14 protein-coding genes, 6 pseudogenes and 1 other annotated feature are annotated in these 19796 nt (G+C 34.7%); of the genes and pseudogenes, 13 read left to right on the top strand and 7 right to left on the bottom strand.

Annotation, left to right across the window (positions count from 1 at the left end; genetic code table 11):
• Positions 1-22: 22 nt before the first annotated feature.
• From KFD70_RS01090 to KFD70_RS01080, 3 genes and pseudogenes are all read right to left on the bottom strand, one after another.
• A complete protein-coding gene (locus tag KFD70_RS01090) occupies positions 23-1534 on the bottom strand; it encodes a DHA2 family efflux MFS transporter permease subunit (protein ID WP_336452627.1) in 1512 nt (503 codons plus the stop codon).
• A 171-nt stretch (positions 1535-1705) separates the two neighbouring features.
• Positions 1706-2326, bottom strand: coding sequence for a TetR/AcrR family transcriptional regulator (locus KFD70_RS01085; RefSeq protein WP_336452626.1), 621 nt, complete (start codon positions 2324-2326; stop codon positions 1706-1708).
• 319 nt (positions 2327-2645) lie between these two features.
• Positions 2646-2779, bottom strand: a pseudogene (locus KFD70_RS01080) (IS6 family transposase); the annotation flags it as partial.
• A gap of 406 nt (positions 2780-3185) precedes the next feature.
• Here KFD70_RS01080 and KFD70_RS01075 point away from each other — a divergent pair.
• From KFD70_RS01075 to KFD70_RS01060, 4 genes and pseudogenes are all read left to right on the top strand, one after another.
• Positions 3186-3935, top strand: a pseudogene (locus KFD70_RS01075) (SDR family NAD(P)-dependent oxidoreductase).
• 14 nt (positions 3936-3949) lie between these two features.
• On the top strand, positions 3950-4684 hold the full coding sequence (locus KFD70_RS01070; protein WP_336452625.1) for an SDR family NAD(P)-dependent oxidoreductase: 735 nt from the start codon (positions 3950-3952) through the stop codon (positions 4682-4684).
• A gap of 74 nt (positions 4685-4758) precedes the next feature.
• Entirely contained in the window at positions 4759-5187 is a 429-nt protein-coding gene (locus KFD70_RS01065) for a MarR family winged helix-turn-helix transcriptional regulator (RefSeq protein WP_336452624.1), read from the top strand.
• Between the two features lie 72 nt (positions 5188-5259).
• Positions 5260-5727 (top strand): annotated as a pseudogene (locus KFD70_RS01060) (MMPL family transporter); the annotation flags it as partial.
• Between the two features lie 18 nt (positions 5728-5745).
• Here KFD70_RS01060 and KFD70_RS01055 read toward each other — a convergent pair.
• Complete coding sequence (locus KFD70_RS01055; RefSeq protein WP_336452623.1) at positions 5746-7008, bottom strand: macrolide family glycosyltransferase; 1263 nt, start codon at positions 7006-7008, stop codon at positions 5746-5748.
• Positions 7009-8185: 1177 nt separating this feature from the next.
• Positions 8186-8435 (top strand) — a binding site (T-box leader).
• A 114-nt stretch (positions 8436-8549) separates the two neighbouring features.
• Between KFD70_RS01055 and KFD70_RS01050 the strand changes: the two genes are divergently transcribed.
• Both KFD70_RS01050 and KFD70_RS01045 read left to right on the top strand, forming a co-directional pair.
• Positions 8550-9890: a sodium-dependent transporter gene (locus KFD70_RS01050; protein ID WP_336452654.1), complete on the top strand. Its 1341-nt coding sequence runs from the start codon at positions 8550-8552 to the stop codon at positions 9888-9890.
• A 136-nt stretch (positions 9891-10026) separates the two neighbouring features.
• The gene (locus tag KFD70_RS01045) at positions 10027-10941 is read left to right on the top strand and encodes an alpha/beta fold hydrolase (RefSeq protein WP_336452622.1); all 915 of its coding nucleotides are present in this window, start codon (positions 10027-10029) and stop codon (positions 10939-10941) included.
• A 101-nt stretch (positions 10942-11042) separates the two neighbouring features.
• On the opposite strand, the pseudogene KFD70_RS01040 reads toward KFD70_RS01045, so the two are convergent.
• A pseudogene (locus KFD70_RS01040) lies at positions 11043-11839 on the bottom strand (lipid II flippase Amj family protein).
• Between the two features lie 281 nt (positions 11840-12120).
• Here KFD70_RS01040 and KFD70_RS01035 point away from each other — a divergent pair.
• The 7 genes and pseudogenes from KFD70_RS01035 to KFD70_RS01005 form a co-directional block, all read left to right on the top strand.
• Positions 12121-12264: pseudogene (locus KFD70_RS01035) on the top strand (HAD family hydrolase); the annotation flags it as partial.
• Between the two features lie 311 nt (positions 12265-12575).
• A complete protein-coding gene (locus KFD70_RS01030) occupies positions 12576-14015 on the top strand; it encodes a GntP family permease (RefSeq protein WP_336452621.1) in 1440 nt (479 codons plus the stop codon).
• A 109-nt stretch (positions 14016-14124) separates the two neighbouring features.
• Positions 14125-15330, top strand: a complete 1206-nt coding sequence (locus KFD70_RS01025; RefSeq protein ID WP_336452620.1) for an iron-containing alcohol dehydrogenase — start codon at positions 14125-14127, stop codon at positions 15328-15330.
• A 51-nt stretch (positions 15331-15381) separates the two neighbouring features.
• A complete protein-coding gene (locus KFD70_RS01020) occupies positions 15382-16821 on the top strand; it encodes a GntP family permease (protein WP_336452619.1) in 1440 nt (479 codons plus the stop codon).
• Between the two features lie 116 nt (positions 16822-16937).
• Complete coding sequence (locus KFD70_RS01015) at positions 16938-17657, top strand: aspartate/glutamate racemase family protein (RefSeq protein WP_336452618.1); 720 nt, start codon at positions 16938-16940, stop codon at positions 17655-17657.
• Between the two features lie 91 nt (positions 17658-17748).
• Positions 17749-18229: pseudogene (locus tag KFD70_RS01010) on the top strand (SAM-dependent methyltransferase).
• Positions 18226-18666, top strand: a complete 441-nt coding sequence (locus KFD70_RS01005) for a GNAT family N-acetyltransferase (RefSeq protein WP_336452617.1) — start codon at positions 18226-18228, stop codon at positions 18664-18666. The pseudogene KFD70_RS01010 and the gene KFD70_RS01005 overlap by 4 nt, the downstream one beginning before the upstream one ends.
• Positions 18667-18741: 75 nt before the next feature.
• Here the strand turns inward: KFD70_RS01005 and KFD70_RS01000 are convergent, their stop codons facing one another.
• Together KFD70_RS01000 and KFD70_RS00995 are read right to left on the bottom strand one after the other, a co-directional pair.
• Positions 18742-19281: an HAD-IIIA family hydrolase gene (locus KFD70_RS01000; RefSeq protein WP_336452616.1), complete on the bottom strand. Its 540-nt coding sequence runs from the start codon at positions 19279-19281 to the stop codon at positions 18742-18744.
• A gap of 28 nt (positions 19282-19309) precedes the next feature.
• Complete coding sequence (locus KFD70_RS00995) at positions 19310-19741, bottom strand: GNAT family N-acetyltransferase (RefSeq protein ID WP_336452615.1); 432 nt, start codon at positions 19739-19741, stop codon at positions 19310-19312.
• Positions 19742-19796 lie beyond the last annotated feature (55 nt).

The following is a 19796-nucleotide window of genomic DNA, read 5'->3' as shown; positions in this document are numbered from 1 at the left end:
GATACTGACCAAATTTCATGCTTTAAACAGTCTCAGATTGAATCTGCTTATTCCCTTGCTGATTCAATTTCCTAACAGCTTCCTTACTTGTATCAACACGTTTCACAAACAAGGCTAATAACAGTGCAACAATATTAATTCCTAATGCCACATAGAATGAATATTGGATACCAGCTAATAAAGCTTTCTGTGTTAACAACGCTTGAGCAGCGGTCGTCATCGCTGTTGGGTCAACACCAGTCATTAGACTTTCAGCTTCTGTTTTAGTTACTGAGTTCATTATGGTAACAAGGACTGCTGTCCCGATCGAGCCAGACACTTGCTGGGCGGTATTATTAACGGCAGTACCATGTGGATTTAATCTTGTTGGCAATTGATTCAATCCATTTGTCATAATTGGCATCATCACCATCGACATTCCGAACATGCGCAATGTGTAGACGAGAATGATATAGGTGTGACTAGAGTCAATTTGTAAATGTGCTAGCATGTAAGTTGACACAGCGGTGATGGCAAGTCCTACTACAGCAAGAAGACGAGGACCAAATTTATCGAATAGCTTACCTGTAATTGGTGACATCAATCCCATAATAATCGCACCTGGTAGCATCATTAACCCTGAATCAAGCGGTGAAATTCCTCTTACATTTTGTACATATGCTGGTGTTAATATCATCCCAGAAAACATTGCGACTGCATTGACAATGGCGATCACAGAACCGAGTGCAAACATCGGGTACTTATATACACGCAAATCTAATAATGGTTCTTCCATTTTCAATTGACGATAGATGAAGGCGATTAAAGCAATCGCACCAACAATTAGAGTTGTTAAAACAATGGAATCAGTCCAGCCATCTGAGCTTGCAGCACTAAAACCATACAATAAGCCACCAAAACCGATTGAAGATAAGATAACTGATACGTAATCTAGCTTCGCGTTTTTATTTTGTTCCATCAAATTCTCAAGTTTCCAAACCGCTAATAAAAGAGTAATAACAGCTAATGGTAATATCATTTCGAATAGTAAACGCCAGTCATAGTGCTCGACAATATAGCCTGATAATGTTGGTCCAATGGCAGGGGCAGTGATCATCACTAAACCGAAAACGCCCATAGCTGTACCACGCTTTTCACGCGGGAAGCTGACAAGCATAATATTCATCAATAAAGGTCCCATTACTGAAGAGCCTGCTGCTTGGATCATACGACCAGTAAGTAGGACACCGAAGTTTGGTGCAAAGGCTGCTAATGCAGTACCTAAAGTAAAAATAACCATTGATGTCAGATATAAGCTCCGGTTCGAAAACCGTGTTAATAAAAAGGCTGATGCTGGAATTAAGACACCACTGACAAGCATATAACCAGTTGCAAGCCACTGTATTGTTGAATAATTTTTAATATCTAAATCTACCATGATGGAAGGCAGTGCCACATTTAATAACGAATTGTTTAAAAAAGAAACAAACGCTCCGACAAATAAGATTGCAATTATTAAATAAGGCGGTTTCTTTTGTTGTAAATCTGTTTGCATATATTTATCTCCTTTTATAAAATTTCATCAAGAACTATTCGTGCATTCATTATTCGACATATCTAGGAATTTAAGTTGTTTACATAGTTATGCATGGATTCCTAGTTTTTTGGTCTTTCTATAATCTTTTCCAAATCAATCGATTCTTTTTCGTTCCATTAAGTGGATTCATTAGTGCTCTTTCTTTTGAAGCCCTCTTTTTAGCAACTCTATTTGTTCCATATAATTTCGTAAAGCTTCTTCATCAATTGAATCCTTTTCAAACACTTGAATAAGGTTTTGAAAGGTGATAGCACTTATGATTTTCATGACATGCTGGAGTTCGCGTTCATCTTGAATATTCAATTTTTCTCGATTAATTAAATTAATTGTACTTAAATACTGATTTTTCTGATTCTCCTGATAAATATTATTTGCTAATGCTTTTTCCTGTTTATAGTTCATGTTTAAAAAGACATTTTTAAAAAATTTTTTTTGTTCAGCTTCTCTATGGCATTTCACCATAAATCTGAAGATCCCAATAAACGTCTCAAATAAATCACCGTCTTTTTCTTTCAAAATGGAAATAAACTGCTCATGATTTTTTTGAGATAGTTGATCTAATAGATAAAAGAATAGATCTTCTTTATTATCAAAATATTGATAAAAACTGCCTCTAGGGATTCCTGCATTTTTGATAATATTTGCAATCGATGCTTCATGTAATGGTACCCTCGAAAATTCTTCTTTTGCAGATTGGATTAATATGTCCTGTTTATCTTTAGATAAGTGAAAAAACGTTTGTTTCGGCATAATGAATCTCCTTCATAAAAAAGTGACACTGTGTCATAATTAAGCGCAAGAAACATTATATATGACACAGTGTCATATATAATGTTAAAAATGACACTGTGTCATGATTGTTCCTTATTAAGTAAAAAGCACCAAAATATGCACGAAATTGAAAGTAGAAAAAGGATAAAATGAAAGTTGAAACGGTATTGAATTAAGATCTTGTGGTTCATACAGGCAGGGAAGTTAATAATAAGATGGCATGAAATTTTTGGAGGGTTTTTCCATGAGGATAATTGAACAAGGGATTAACGTCGCAACAGCAGTGCATGTTGGGGGGAGGGTGAATCGAAACACCACGTTCCTTCAATATTTCAGATACATATCCTGATAACTGAAAGAAAAACAACAGTAATAGCTAATAACTACTAACATAACATTTTTCTTGAACTGTTTATCTTTAAAATATCGCATTTGTGACTCTCCTTGCTTCTTTTTCTAGGGTGAAGCCTCATTTAGAAAACTTTGCAACAAAACTTGATGAACGATCAAGAGAATTTTATTTTTTCCGAACACAATATTTATATCCTTAAGGCGATTGGTACTGATACCAAATTACAAGCAGCAACGCTTCTCGTATTTGTAATCCTCGTATTATAACAGTAGAGAAGAAGCAAATCTCTCCTGTAGCTTTATTATTCCTTAACTTAATAATCGTGCGCAATATAGCGTATGACTACTTATAAATAAGTAAATCCATACATTCGAAATTTAATATATATCTTTGCAATCCATCTTATAGTTTGTTAATATTTAGATGTCAAATATTTAGACGTAAAATATTTAGTTGGCTAATTTATTTTGAAGAGAGGTAATTCTAATGAGATTACAAAGAAAAGTAGGAATTGTAACTCGCAGTGCTTCTGGTATTGGCAGAGGCGTAGCCCTAGCGATGGCCAAAGAAGGGGCTCATATTGCTATTGTCGATGTGAATGAGAAAAATGGAAAAGAAACTTTAGCTGAAGTTAACAAATACACAGAAGGCTTACTTTTTATAAAAGATATCATCATAAAAGAAAACATCGATGAAATTGTTAATGAGGTTGTTAGAAAATTTGGTGGATTGGATATTTTAGTTAATAATGCACATGTATCAAGACAGGTTCCTTTCGTTGAAACAGCATTAGAACACTTTGATTTGTCTTTTGGAACGGGTTTTTATCCCACTTTCAATTTTATGAAAGCTGCTTATCCTGAATTAAAGAAATCTCAAGGTAAGGTGATTAACTTTGCTTCTGGAGCTGGACTGGATGGACAACCTACACAAACTTCTTAGGCAGCAGCAAAAGAAGCAATTCGTGGAATTTCTCGTGTTGCAGCAAACGAATGGGGGCCAGATGGTATTAACGTCAACTTAATTTCACCTATTGCACTTACTCCAGGCGTTGAACAATGGCGCCAAAATGATCCGAAATTATACGATGCAATGATTAACAAAATTCCGCTACGTCGCCTTGGAGATCCAGAACAAGATATCGGTAGAGTGGCTGTATTTTTAGCAAGCAATGATTCGGATTATATGACGGGTCAAACATTAATGGTAGATGGTGGAAGTGTCAAATTACGTTAAAGGAGGAATTAAATATGGGAAGATTAGATAATAAAGTAGCAATTATTACAGGGGGAGCATCAGGTATTGGTGAGCGTATGGTTGAACGATTTAGTCAAGAAGGAGCAATCGTCATTGCTGCAGATATTAACGAGGCCTCGCTTAAAAAAATAAGTCAAAAAGAAAACGTATACGGAATGAAGCTAAATGTTGCTTCAGAAGAAGAATGGCAGGCACTGGCTAAAGAAGTGAACAACCGTTTCGGAAAAATTGATATTCTCGTGAACAATGCGGATATTTCATCAGAAAAACCATATAAAGAGATTAGTATTGATGATTGGGAAAAAATGCTGTCTATTAATGGCTTTGGCCCATTTGCTGGTATGAAACATATTGCTCCTTATATGGCAGCACAAAAGAAAGGTTCAATCGTGAACATCTCTTCTTATACAGCTCAGATCGGTCAAGGCTTTAATCATTATTCAGCGTCTAAAGGTGCTGTTCGTTCTGTATCTAAGGCAGCTGCAACAACTTTTGGGCGTCAAGGAGTACGCGTAAACACTCTATTCCCGGGGGTTATTGAAACGCCAATGACAAAATCGTTAGAAACATCAAAAGAGCTTCTTGATCACTTAATTCAAGCAATACCGCTTCAACGATTAGGTCAACCTGAAGATATTGCGAATGCAGCCTTATTCTTAGCATCTGACGAAGCCTCATTTATTACTGGTGCAGAATTAGTCATTGACGGTGGATTTTCTGCCCAATAAAATAGTCTATATAAAGTGAAAGCCCCTATACACTATGGGGCTTTTCCTATTACAGAAAGCAGGGATATAAGCATATGAAAGAAAAAAGCATCTTTTTACTCATTCATTCCATGAACCAGGTCACAAACCATTTAATTATTCAATGGAATAAAATGTTCAAAGAAAACCTTGGTATTTCCCACATTCTTGTACTGGGCCATCTTAAAGAAAATGGAAAAAGCCGCCCATCGGATATCGCGAAAACTTTAGGATTGACGCCCGCTACTTTAACTCATTTATCAGAAAAACTCGTGAAGAAAAAGTTAGCCACTCGGCTTGTAGATGATGACGATCGTAGAATTGTTTATTTAGCTATTACGGATAAAGGAATTGATATGATTAAGAAAGCGCATGAGGAAGGAAAAGCAATCCGCATAGATTTGTTTGAAAAATTAACAGACGAAGAACGGCAACACCTATTATCCATTTATGAGAAATTAAATAATTCCATTAGGGGATTTTAGGATTAAGCTGAATTTTTTCTTTCATAACTTAATTTCATGAATTTTGATAGTGATTAATTTTTTCGCATTTGTGCAACGATTATGTTAATTGGTATCGGACTGGTTCTAATGGTTATCATACGACTTGTTTTTCATTTCATATTTTTTGATGGATCATTGATTTTAGTGTGTTTTGTATCACTTGGTATAAGTGAGTTGATAGTTCACATGTTTAAATGTAGATAGTCTAAGTTAAAATGTTCCGTTCTTTAGTTTTATTCTGATTGTGACAGTGGATTACAGTATCTTCCTGATGATATAATGAGTTGAAAGGAGATTTAGCAACACGAATCGTGAAAGTCTCCTGTTACATCGGCGGGGTTGTATTATTCGCTGCTCTCATTTTAGGAGATACATTTGCTCCTTTAATGCCTAACACCCATTCAAGTAGCATCTGTTGTTATAATCGGGCTGCTATTGCTTATTTTAATAGCTATGCCAATGTTATTACCTAGTTTAATGGGGTTAATTAATAAACTTAACGTTTTCGATATGAAATAAATAGAGAAAAAGGCACTGCTAAAAAGTAGTGCCTTTTTCTGGACAAGAATTAAAACAATTATTTAAACGAGTGAATTTGAAAACCTCATCAGCTGCTTTGGCATACCCGCCTGCATCACGGAATGATCGACTAATTTTTTTTGCATTTTCCTTATAAATTGGATTTTTGAAAACATCACTAACGGCTTGTTTTAGATTTTCAACTGTTAGTTGTTGAACATCTAATATAATACCTGCTCCAAGTTCTTTTACTCGCTGGGCAACTATAGGTTGATCATTCATCATTGGTAGCATAACTAGGGGCACTTCGAAATAAAGTGATTCGCTTGTACTATTCATACCACAATGGCTTATAAAGACATCCGTATGACGAAGTACGTCTAATTGAGGAACATAATTGCGAATAATAAAGTTGTCTGGTACATTTCCTAGTTGTTCTACTGTTAATTTCCGCCCTATATTAAGTACCACTTTAACATCCAAATCTTTTAAAGCTGCGAAGCATTTTTGATAAAGATCAAATTGTTTGTTTAGGATGGTCCCCATAGAAATAAAAATAACACGCTTTTCTTTTAACATATCAATTGGAAAATCACCTAGGGCCTTACTATCCAGAATTGAAGGGCCGACAAAAATATAATTACCCTTGAAATCATGACTATTTCTTTGAAAATAAGAAGAAGTAAAGACGATATTTAGATCCCCAGAGCCAGAACAGAATAAGAAATTTTCGGGTAACGGAACTTCATACTTTTTTTCTAGGTGTTTTTTACATTTTTCTATTTCTTCCAATCTCAAAAATGCTTGTAGCATAGCCAAACTCTCTTGCTTCCGTTTCATATCACTTGTCCCTGTAAGTCCCATGTTTGATTTTAGATCTTGTAAAAATGCAAACGTGGTCCAAGTGACAATAGATAATAACTTCCTTTGATGTGCAATCCATTTTCCTGTTAACGATTGTGCATCGTATAAAATATAATCATAAGTTTCTTTTGAAATTTCATCTAATATAGTATCCGTCATTATTTCTAATGCGCTCAGAAATTGTAATAAATATTCTCGCGGCTGGGAGTTTACAAGATTACTACTTTTTTGAAGTTTTCTCTGTGCACTTTGGTCAACAGGGCGAAACTCAGCGCCTGTTTTTTTTATTTTTTCCTCAAAGTCATTGGATGAATAATAGACAATATGTTCCCCACGTTTCACTAAATCATTTGCTAATCCCAGCGTCGGATTCACATGACCTTCTCCAAAGCTACTAATATAAAGTGCTTTTGCCATTATTTCCCCCCCAGTAAATATGGTTTGTTATGTATTTTTATTAAAAGTAATTAAAGATCTGCTCGTGACGATCATTACGGTCATAATATTCAGAACTATTAGGATTAAGTGTTGAACCTATTTTTACGTTTAGGAGAATGATCAGTAATACTTCTAGTTCTATTAAAGTATACCCATTTTATACCGCTAATTTTAAACTTCGCCAACGACGTATTTCGAAATAGAGTAAAAATAGACTGTAATTTATTTTGTCTATATTATAACGGACGATTTAAGTTTATGTCTGCATTTTATTACCTTATCGATTTTTGAAAAAAGAAGAGTAATCCTTAACGAAAGAAATGATACTTTTCTTTACAGGTAGTTGCTTTGGGAAGTTAGCTCATTTTTTTGTTTTGGGGCGTTTATTTTTCTTAAGTTAATAAATGTGGATCCATCAAGCTAAGATTTTGAAGTATCCCCAAAACAAAAATTTTATCTCATCACAGTTATCTATGAGAATCCAGTGTATTTTTTTCATTTTAGGGAAAAATGAATTGCTTAACTTGATGGGCATGGGGTTGTCACAAGTAAATTCGTATTTTTATAAATCCAAATCATAATTAATTGCACACGAAGTACAAAAAAATAAATCAGGTAATGCTTCTAGTACGTGCAAACATTTTAGAATAAAAGGTTGCACTCGTTTTGAAAAGTAGAATGTAAGAATTGTTAAAGTATATAGATAAGAGTCAAGTAAGTATGGAAATAAGTCACGATCAGGTGATTTAATGCCACCGCCAGTATTTACTTTGTAAGTAAGTTTAGTAGGATTAAATAAAGAAGAGATAACATTTTGTATTGCATCTACGTATTGGCGTATATTAAATTCTAATAATGGGGGAGGCTCTATGCCTTGTATAGGTACTGGTTTTGAAGACACTCCCAAAAATAATTTAGGTAAGCAACAAATAGAAATAAGGCCAATGATAATGAAAATAGATCGAATGATAAAGAAACATATTTTTTAAAAAATATTATAAGATTTCCCTTCTTATATTCTAAATTTTGCAAATGTTTTCTGTGTTATTTTTGGAAAACACTCTTTTTCGACAAAAAAATAAATATCTTGCTTGACAGTCGTGAATATAACCGATATAATTCGTAGTAATTTCAAAAGAAATTATATTCAGAATATTAGAATGTGTTGAATAGGAGTAGTAAGGTCATGTGTTTGTGCAGAGAGCTATGGGTTGGTGTGACATAGTCAAATAACATCCTGAACTCGCCTAGGAGCAGTAAGGTGGAACAGAAGTCTAATTCTTAGTAAATCTTAACGGTTAACCTTCGATAACAGGTTTGTAATCAAACGATTACTGCTAAGGTGGATTCATAATGGAATCAATAAGAGTGGTACCGCGTTAAGTAAATGGCTTAGCGTCTCTTTATATAAAGAGATGCTGGGCCATTTTTTATTATATAGAAAGAAATGGAGGTTATATTTGGATTGGTCAATAATATTCATTTATCTTTATAAATAAATTTAATTGGAGGAAAATATGATGAAACAGACGGAGCAATGGACTTCGAAATTAGGTTTTATAATGGCCGCAGCAGGATCTGCAATTGGACTTGGTGCAATATGGAAGTTTCCTTATATCGCTGGAAAGAGCGGAGGAGGGGCATTCTTTTTAATTTTTATATTGTTTACAGTATTAATAGGTCTTCCGCTATTAATAGCTGAATTTATGATAGGGCGTAGTACACAGAAACAAGCAATTGGAGCATTTAAAAGCATCGCACCGAATACAGGATGGCATTGGATTGGACGTCTTGGCGTTGGCACGTGTTTTATTTTGCTATCATTTTATAGTGTTGTTGGTGGCTGGGTATTAATCTATTTATTCAGAGGGATTACTGGACAATTAATTACACCGCAGCAAAATTACGGCTCTTTATTTACAGAAACAATTGGGAACCCTGTTTGGGCAATTGTTGGTCATTTTGCTTTTATGTTTATTACAATCTGGGTTGTATCAAAAGGGGTACAAAATGGAATTGAAAAAGCGAGTAAATATATGTTACCAGCATTATTCATATTATTTGTTGCTCTGATTGTTCGTTCTTTAACACTTGATGATGCGATGAAAGGGGTCAAATTCTTCTTACAGCCTGATTTCTCAAAAATCACATCAGAAAGTATTTTGTTTGCAATGGGGCAATCATTCTTTGCAATTAGTATAGGGATTTCAATCATGGTCACGTATAGTTCTTACTTAAATAAAAAAGAAAGTTTACCACGTTCAGCGGTAACAATTGTTGGGTTGAACCTATTTGTTTCTCTATTTGCTGGTCTGGCTATCTTTCCAGCAGTCTTTTCACTAGGAATGGAACCGACAGAAGGACCAGGTTTGTTATTTATCGTATTACCATCTGTATTTAGTCAAATTCCATTTGGAAATTTCTTCTTAACAGTATTTCTTGCGCTATTCACATTTGCAACGTTAACATCTGCATTTTCTCTACTTGAAACGGTTGTTTCAGCACTAGCGAATGGACAGCAAGAAAGAAGAAAGAAATTGTCATGGATCATTGGATTTTTAATTTTCTTAATAGGTATCCCATCTGCACTTTCATTTGGCGCGTGGAGTGATATTACAATCTTTGGTAAAAATATTTTTGACGCGGTAGACTTTTTATCTAGTAATATATTAATGCCACTTGGAGCTTTATTCATTAGTATTTTCGTTTCATTTAAAATGGAGAAAAAGGTATTAGAAGCAGAGTTCTTTGTTGGTGGGAATTACGGAAAATCAATATTTATTTGCTGGGTATTTTTGCTTCGATATGTTGCGCCGATTGCGATTATCATTGTCTTTTTGAATGTGATCGGGATTATTTAACTTGAAATGTTACAATATTCTGAACTAAAAGAGGTGAGAAAATGTACTATTATATTACGGACATATAACGTGCACAAAGTCGAGGGCCTCCTAATCGTATACGAGATTAAAATATGAAAAATTGGAGGGAAAAGAGATGAAACAAGAAAAAGAGGTATTATTACAAGGGAAAATGATGAAAGTACGTGGGAAAAAGCTATATGTGGAGATTCATGGACCGCTAGAAAATCATCCTGTATTGTATCTACATGGAGGTCCTGGTGAGATGTGTTTTGATTTTTCTTATCATCAAGCACATCGATTACAAGATTCTTTTCGACTCATTGTTATTGATCAACGTGGGGTAGGACGTTCGGAAGGGATTGGGAGGCAAGAGCAGTTTAGGTTGAGGGATCTTATCGAAGATTGCGAAGAGTTAAGGAGGATATTACAAATTGAAAAATGGTCTGTTATTGGACATTCCTTTGGTGGATTTCTAGCGTTGTTATATGCAACAATATATCCACAGTCTATTCAAAAGATTATCTTTGAAGGACCTACTTTTGATTTTGCATTAACAAGTAGAGCTTTATTAAAAAGGACAGGAGTTTTACTAAAAAAGTATGGAAAAGAGGAACAGGGGAACGAATGTATAGCTATTGCAGAAAGTGATGCTAGTTCAGAGAAATTGCTAGAAGCTTATTCGAAATTAAGTGATGAATTAGAAGAACAAAGAATGGAAATTTATAATTACGTTGAGGATGAAACGGATTATAGTTTATATAGTGACGAGGAATGGGAAGAGTTTTATGATCGTTCTGATATTCATTTTACAAGATTGAGAGAGGAAGGGGAAATTCATCAATCATTATTATCAAAATTAAAAGATGTGCAGAATCCGATGTTGCTCATTATAGGGAAACATGATGTGGTAACCTGTGAAAAACAAATCGAAACTTTTAAAAAGGATGCTCTAAATGGAAAAATGATTGTCTTTGAAGAGAGTGGACATACACCACACTATGAAGTCGCAGATCGATTTGCAGAAACTGTGATAAATTTTTTGAAATAAATAAAGAAAAGGTGCTTCAAAGTAATGAGAAGCACCTTTTCCTAATGTTCAAATTTCAGGGTGGAAGATTGTAATGTTAGGCCATTTACTTTGCCAGTTCTTTAATTCGTGAGTTTAATAATCCATAAAATCCAATAGGCGCCGGGCACAAATATGGCTGAGCTAATAATGTACCGAGAAATCTTGAAATCATAAGCCAACCGAACATTTTACTCATTGTGTCGGCACCGTTTTCTGATTGAAGCGCACGCTCTGTTAAAAGACCAATACGCGGATCTAGCAGTACAGTTAATAAGATTGTAGCAAATCCGTTAATAAGGCCGGAAGCCGTGATGGCTTTCGTTGCGAATTTCGGGCTCAAATAAGAAGCATATAAGGCGGAAAGGACCCCAGCTGTATAAATTGCAGTTGCAAACATATTAATGAGCATAATTCGTTTTGGAATACCGCCGACTCGCATACGATGGATCATTTCGAATTTTGGAAACCGAACATATTTTTTTGTATACTTCAATTTTTGCACATTGTTTGTTTTCATCATTCGAATGAGTGAACCATCTGTCTCAAAGTTTTGAATGACATATCCAAATAGTTTCGTTAAAGTTGGATATAAAATAATTGCGAGCAGTGTACCAATAGAAGCAGATAATAAAACAAGGCGCATCGTACTTTCCAAATTAACTGAAGCACCACTCTTCGCCCGATCAACAATTCCACTAAGTAAAAAAGCTTGTAGCAAGTTGGATGTTCGTGAAATAAGTAATACCATCCCAACCACGGATAATGCAACGGCAATTTTCTTTAAACGAACGCCTGCTAGTCGAATACTATAAGAACTCGTTTCAACTGCATGGATGATAATCGTAAAAGCCATTATGAAAAGTAATGTTATCGTCATTTGTTTCACCATTTTTCTATGAAATTATACTTATCATACAATAGGAACATATTTTTGTGTATAGCTATTCATGAGTTAGATTTTAATAAGAAAATAATATAAATACAATATTCAAAATAAAGTGATATTTCGATAACATAGAAAGGATGGTGATTTTTCTGTTAGAGGGGAAGTTGTGTCATGTATACATATTATAATAATCGTGCAAAAGTGTATGAAAAAGGAGGTATACAACATTTCTATTTGATTTAGATGGAACATTAACAGATCCAAAAGAGGGAATTGTCAATTCGGTTTCATATGCATTGCGAAAAATGGGAATAGATGAAACGGATCAGAAAGAACTAGAATCTTTTAATGGCCCACCAATTCAGCATTCGTTTGCAGATAGATACGGAATGAATGAAAAACAAGTAAAAGAAGCAGGGGCGACGTATATTGTGAAACATGTCGAAGAGTTGCGCGGTTTTTATACAAAAGACAAAAGTTTGAAAATATAAGATAAAAGAAGAAAATCCCTTTATAACGAGTGATAGCTAATTCATTTTTGTTTAAAGGGATTTTTCGTATGTAATAGAATAAATAATAAATATGCTGTTTTAATCATAAAAACTTTGTTAGAAAAGGAGGGGAAATGTCAGTATTTGGATTGTTGTAAAAAAGACATTTTTGTAGGGAATACATAGAAAGAACGAACTTAAAAGATTGAAAATTCAATCAAATGAGGGTGGGAAAATTGGAGTTAGTTATTATTTTATTAGCACTAAGTTTACTTATGTTTGTTGCCTATAGAGGATTTTCTGTTATTTTATTTGCACCGATTTTTGCCCTATTTGCAGTGTTTTTAACAGAACCTAGTTTTGTGTTACCTTTCTTTTCAAATATTTTTATGGAGAAAATGGTAGGCTTTATTAAGTTATATTTTCCAGTTTTTTTACTTGGTGCAATTTTTGGTAAAGTAGTAGAAATGTCTGGAATTGCAGATTCAATTGCGAAGACAATTATTGACGTGGTGGGTGAAAAACGGACCATTTTGGCTATCGTTTTAATGGGGGCTGTTTTAACTTACAGCGGTGTCAGTGTTTATGTTGTTGTGTTTGCAGTCTATCCATTTGCAGCAAAACTGTTTCGTCAAGCGAATATTCCAAAGCGCTTAATACCAGGAACAATCGTTCTTGGAGCTGTTACGTTTACGATGGATGCACTTCCAGGGTCACCGCAAATTCAAAACGTAATCCCAACAACATTTTTTAAAACAGATATTTATGCGGCACCTATACTTGGTATTATCGGAGTGATTTTTGTCTTAACGTTAGGATTGATCTATTTAGAGAACAGGCGTAAGAAGGCAAAAGTGGCTGGAGAAGGGTATTTTGGTTTTGAAGATGGGAATTCTGAAATGGCAGCATCACTAGAGTTAGAGCAAAAAAATCATACTACTCTCCAAAGTATTGAAATTTCGAGAGTACAGCAAGTCGTTGCTTTTATACCACTTATTTTAGTAGGAGTTATGAATAAGTTTTTTACAATAACAATACCGAAATGGTATCCAAATGGTTTTGATTTTTCCTCAATTGGAATGAAAGCGTTTGGTAAAGTAGAGTTAAGTGCAGTACTTGGTATTTGGTCGGTAGAATTAGCACTTATCATTGGAATTATAACAACGCTTTTATTATATTGGAAGCGTGTTGTGACAGGGTTCCAAGCAGGATTGAATACAAGTATTGGAGGAGCGTTACTGGCAACAATGAATACAGGAGCAGAATTTGGCTTCGGTGGCGTGATTGCAGCACTTCCTGGGTTTGCGATTATACGAGATAGTATTTCTGCAACATTTACGAATCCACTCGTGAATGGAGCGGTGACAACGAATATTCTTGCTGGTATTACAGGTTCAGCTTCAGGGGGCATGGGCATTGTTTTAAGTGCGATGGGAGATAAATTTATTGCGGCGGCTAATCAATACAATATTCCGCTAGAGGTTATGCATCGCATTGTCTCAATGGCATCGGGAGGAATGGATACACTTCCACATAACGGAGCGATTATTACAATTCTTACTGTTACAGGATTAACACATAAACAATCGTATCGTGATATATTTGCTGTAACGATATTGAAAACGGTCGCTGTATTTTTAGTAATTGCCTTTTATACATTTACAGGAATCTATTAATAAATTTATTAGTCTGGGAGGAAATAATTATTTGAAGTGGAATATTAAATTTGATAATTTATTGCAGTAGAAGGTTCACATTATAAAATATTTAGTAGGGAAAGAAGGGGTGGGTTACTTGCAAGAAATCGCGGAATTTCGTATGCCAAAGAACGTTTTGTATGGAAGAAATTCACTTGATAAATTAGGCGAACAAGCAATTAAACTAGGGAAAAAAGCTTTCATTATCAGTGATTCTATTATGAAAAAGCTTGGCTATATCGATACGTGCGTGAAACTACTAAAAGCGAAAAAAATAGATGTTATTACCTATGAAAATGTAAATGCGGAACCAACAAATATTCATGTTTTGGAAGCCTTAACAATATGTACAGAGTCAAAATGTGATTTTATTATTGGGCTTGGTGGGGGAAGTTGTATTGATACAGCAAAGGCTGTAGCAGTCCTATCTACAAACCGGGGAGAAATTGAAGATTATGTACAAACTCATATAGACATAGAAAAACAACCACTACCCCTTATTGCAATTCCAACAACATCGGGTACTGGATCAGAAGTTACAAGTGTTGCTGTTATTACAAATACAAAAACAGATGTGAAAATGATGATAAAGCATCCAAATTTCACGCCACAAATAGCAATTATCGATCCGTTATTAACATGTTCTGTTCCGCCGGATATTACTGCAGCAACAGGTATTGATGCACTATGTCATGCAATTGAAGCATATCTTTCTAGATTTTCGCAACCGCTTACAGATGTACTGGCACTTGCGGCAATTGGATCGATTATGAAATACTTGCGAATGGCCTATGAAAATGGAAAAAATATAGAAGCGCGAGAAGCAATGATGATTGCTTCCTTACAAGCTGGCATTGCATTTTCAAATGCAACAGTCACTTTAGTTCACGGAATGTCACGTCCAATCGGAGCGCTATTTCATGTACCCCATGGAATATCAAATGCAATGTTACTACCGGCAGTTTTAGATTTTACAAAAGTTTGCTCAATCAAACGCCTTGCAGGTATTGGGCGGATTATAAATCCAGACTTACATTCAGTATCTGATGAAGAACTTGCTGATTATGCTATTTTTGAAATAAAGAAACTTTGTTTTGATCTGCGTATTCCTAATCTTAGGGAGTATGGAATTGATCAGGTTGAATTTGAAAATGCTCTTTCAAAAATGGCAAAAGATGCACTAGCTAGTGGAAGTCCGAGTAATAATCCACGTATTCCTTCTTATCATGAGGTGAAAAAATTATATCAGATATGTTTTGACTATCAATATGAAAATTCTATAGTTCCTCATTAAAATTCTGAATATTTTTAAAATATTTCCGTGGAAATGAAAAGGGGGCAGGGGATGGAATTAGTAATTATTTTATTGGCTCTTTGTATGCTGATGTTTGTTGCATATCGTGGTTTTTCAGTTATATTATTTGCCCCAATTTGTGCGCTATTTGCAGTTTTATTAACGGAACCAAGTCACGTATTACCTTTCTTCTCTAATATTTTTATGGAAAAAATGGTTGGGTTTATTAAATTATATTTTCCTGTTTTCTTACTTGGAGCAATTTTCGGTAAGGTAGTAGAAATGTCAGGGATTGCAGAATCTATTGCAAAAACAATTATTCAGCTAGTTGGTGTGAAACGTTCTATGCTAGCAATTGTTTTGATGGGTGCCATATTAACGTATAGTGGTGTTAGCTTGTTTGTAGTTGCTTTTGCGGTATATCCATTTGCAGCAAATTTATTTCGCGAGGCGAATATTCCAAAACGATTAATACCAGGAACTATTGCTCTTGGAGCGATTACGTTTACAATGGATGCTCTTCCAGGAACACCACAAATTCAAAATGTCATCCCAACGACATTTTTTAAAACAGATATTTATGCAGCACCATTTCTTGGAATTATTGGGGCAATCTTTGTATTTCTTATTGGGATGTTGTATTTAGAAAGAAGACGAAAGAAGGCAGAAGAAAGTGGCGAAGGATATTATGGATTTGGAGATGAAAATCCTGAAATGGCTGCCTCAACAGAAACAGAACAAAATGTAAAGTCAGCTATTCAAACTCCTGAAATTACACCGCTTCGCCAAGTGCTTGCATTTGTACCACTTATTTTAGTAGGGGTAATGAATAAACTTTTTACAGTGATGATTCCAACATGGTATCCAAAAGGATTTGATTTTTCATCAATTGGATTAAAGGCATTTGGTAAAGTAGAACTTTCTGGTGTACTCGGTGTGTGGTCTGTGGAACTGGCACTTTTAATCGGAATTATTACAACGATAATTTTAAACTGGAAACGTTTATTTACGGGGTTTCAAGCGGGTTTAAATGCAAGTATTGGTGGTGCATTGCTCGCTGCTATGAATACTGGAGCTGAATATGGATTTGGAGGAGTTATAGCAGCATTACCTGGTTTTAGTGTTATTCGAGATAGTATTTCTACCACGTTTACAAATCCGCTTGTAAATGGTGCAGTGACTACAAACGTCCTTGCCGGAATTACTGGGTCAGCATCAGGAGGCATGGGAATCGCTTTAAGTGCGATGTCAGAGAAATATATTGCGGCAGCTGAACAATATAACATCCCATTTGAGGTCATGCATAGGGTTATTTCAATGGCATCAGGAGGAATGGATACACTCCCGCATAATGGTGCGGTTATTACATTATTAGCAGTAACAGGGCTAACACATAAACAATCGTATCGTGACATTTTTGCAATTACGATTATTAAAACATTGGCTGTTTTTGTTGTGATTGGCGTGTATAGCTTAACTGGAATTGTATAATAAAATAGTTGGTGTGGATAAAACACGACTTGAGTAAAAGTCGTGTTTTTATTATATAAAAAACGTATAATAAAAACAGGGTGTTAATCTATTATTTGAAATGAGGAGGGGTTATTATGAAATTGATTGGCCTTATAGGTGGAATGAGTTGGGAGTCATCGGTTGAATATTATCGGATAATAAATGAAGAAGTAAAAAAGAGATTAGGAGGCTTACATTCAGCGAAATGCCTTTTACATAGCGTTGACTTTGCAGAGATTGAATATTATCAATCTGAAGGTGATTGGGAAAAGGCAGGGAAGGTATTAGGAGAAGCTGCATATTCTCTTGAGAAAGCTGGTGCAGACTTCATTGTTATTTGTACGAATACAATGCATAAAGTGATTAGTAATATTAAAGATAAGGTGAGTATCCCTATTTTACATATTGCAGATGCAACAGCTATGAAAATAAAAAAACAAGGAATTCGATCAGTTGGTTTACTTGGAACGAAATATACGATGGAACAAGATTTTTATAAAGCACGTATAGAAGAGAATGGAATAAAAGTAATTGTTCCAAATGAAACGGATAGGGAGATAGTAAATAGAATCATATATAACGAGTTATGTTTAGGAAAAATTAATCAAACATCAAGAGATTTCTATAAAGAAATAATAAATCGCTTAGTACAAAATGGAGCAGAAGGAATTATATTAGGGTGTACGGAAATAGGGCTATTAGTAAGACAGGAGGATACTCAAGCTCCTTTATTTGATACAACTGTTATACATGCTGTTGAAGCTGTAAATCTCTCTTTAGGTAGTTATTTGCATACAACAAAATCCATTACATAATTTTATTATGTAAATTAAATCGACCATATAGATGGAAAACATTCAGAAAATATTTTATAATGTAAGTGGTTACAAAAAGGAGGGAGTATGGATGTTTTCACTTCAGCCAATTGCTTTTGTACATAATGAAAGAAAAATGATAATGGATAATGGATGATGAATGGGGAGATGTACAATCTCTTATTACATTAGTGGATTCATATTCAGAAGAGAGTATACAAGGAATTGAATACTTTTCCCATATTGAAGTAATCTTTTATTTTCATAAAGTACAAGATGAACAGATTTAATATTCAGCTAGACATCCAAGAAATAATAAAGAATACCCGGAAATAAGTATTTTTGCACAGCGGGGGAAAAATCGTCCCAATCGATTGGGGGCGACAATTGCAAAAGTAGTAAGGCGAGAAGGAAATTCAATTGTAGTCAAAGGATTAGATGCAATTGATGGTACGCCCATATTGGATATAAAGCCTGTTATGAGAGAGTTTTTACCGAATGAAGATACTATCCAACCTGAATGGGTAACGGACCTTATGAAGGAGTATTGGAAGGAGAGCGGAACAAAATGAAGGTATATGAAGCAACAATTTCAGATTTAGATGGATTAGCAGATGTGTTTAACAATTATCGTATGTTTTATAGACAGGAATCAAATGTAGAAGGTGCAAAAACATTTTTGCGTAATCGTATAGAACGAGAAGAATCGATCATTTTTGTAGCAGTAGAGGATGGACAATACCTTGGATTTACCCAATTGTACCCTTCTTTTTCATCTATTTCTATGAAAGAGTTATGGATATTAAATGATCTCTTTGTACAAGAAAGTAAACGCGGAGCTGGCATTGGGAAGAAATTATTAGAAGCAGCTAAAACTTTCGCATTAGAGAATGGTGCGAAGGGATTAAAACTGCAAACAGAAATAGACAATATATCAGCGCAACGATTATATGCTGAAAATGGTTATTTGAGGGATAATCGTTATTTTCATTATGAACTAACTTTTTAGACTTAGCAAAGCTAGTAGACGTATACATAAAAAAGTAGATTATATTTATATAATCTACTTTTTTAATCGTATTATTTATTTAGGACAAAGTGTATGTTGTAGAATCCATGTAACAGCATCTTCAAAATTTGTCGCAATATAACTTGGTTCAATATTAGCCCATTTATCGCGATATGTATGCAATGCATCATGTCCGGCACCGGTTTGAACTAATATCGTTGTTGCATGAACATTTGCACCCGCAACGATATCAGTCCAGCGATCACCAACGACAATACATTTCGTTAAATCAAGCCTATGTTTTTTTGCTGCTTGTAAGAGCATGCCGGTACTTGGTTTACGACATGTACACCCTTCTCCGTGTTTGTGAGGACAAAGATAGATATCATCAAAACCGAATGATTTTAATTCTTCGATAAAGTCATTTATAGTCACTTTCCCATCAGCAATACCAGGTTGATTTGTAAAAGAAAACAATCTTATATTTTTCTCTTTTAATGTACGTAAAGCATCTTGTGTAAATGGAAATAAGGTAAATTCACCTGGATAATGTATGGTAGTGTCTCCTCCAATTGTTCCATCTCGGTCAATGAAAATAGCTTGAAAGTTTGTCATAATAATTAGTTCCTTCCATATGGATAGATTAAAAATATTTCACGAATCGATATCCATTTACTTCATATCCTAATTTTTTATAGAATGGATGAGCTTCTGTTCGCTGTGTACCACTTACAAGCCATGTACCAATACAGTTATGCTCTTTTGCTAATTGTTCTGCATAGTTCATTAAAATTTGGCCAATTCCTTTTCTACGTGCTGTTGAGTCAACGCTAATAATGGATATTTCCCCATACCGTGTTATATCTTCTAAGTTCTCTCGTATGCGAAATCCAAGAAATCCAAATATCTTATTATCTTCCTCATAAACATATAGAAAATCAAACGGGCTCATTTCAACAAATTGTAAGCGGTTTTGCATGTCGGCATGAGAAATATCAGAGCCTTTTAATTCTTTTGTTAGTGAACAAAGTGCTTCTATATCGTTCGCAGTCGCTTTTCGAATGTGAGATTCCATACTCTCAACTCCATCTGTAAATATAAATTCATAACTCCAAATATTAAATATTCTG

The sequence above is a fragment of the Bacillus pfraonensis genome, assembly GCF_050768835.1.
Taxonomy (GTDB): domain Bacteria; phylum Bacillota; class Bacilli; order Bacillales; family Bacillaceae_G; genus Bacillus_A; species Bacillus_A pfraonensis.
Note: the sequence above shows the minus strand (reverse complement) of the source record. Positions and strands in the feature narration are given on the sequence as shown.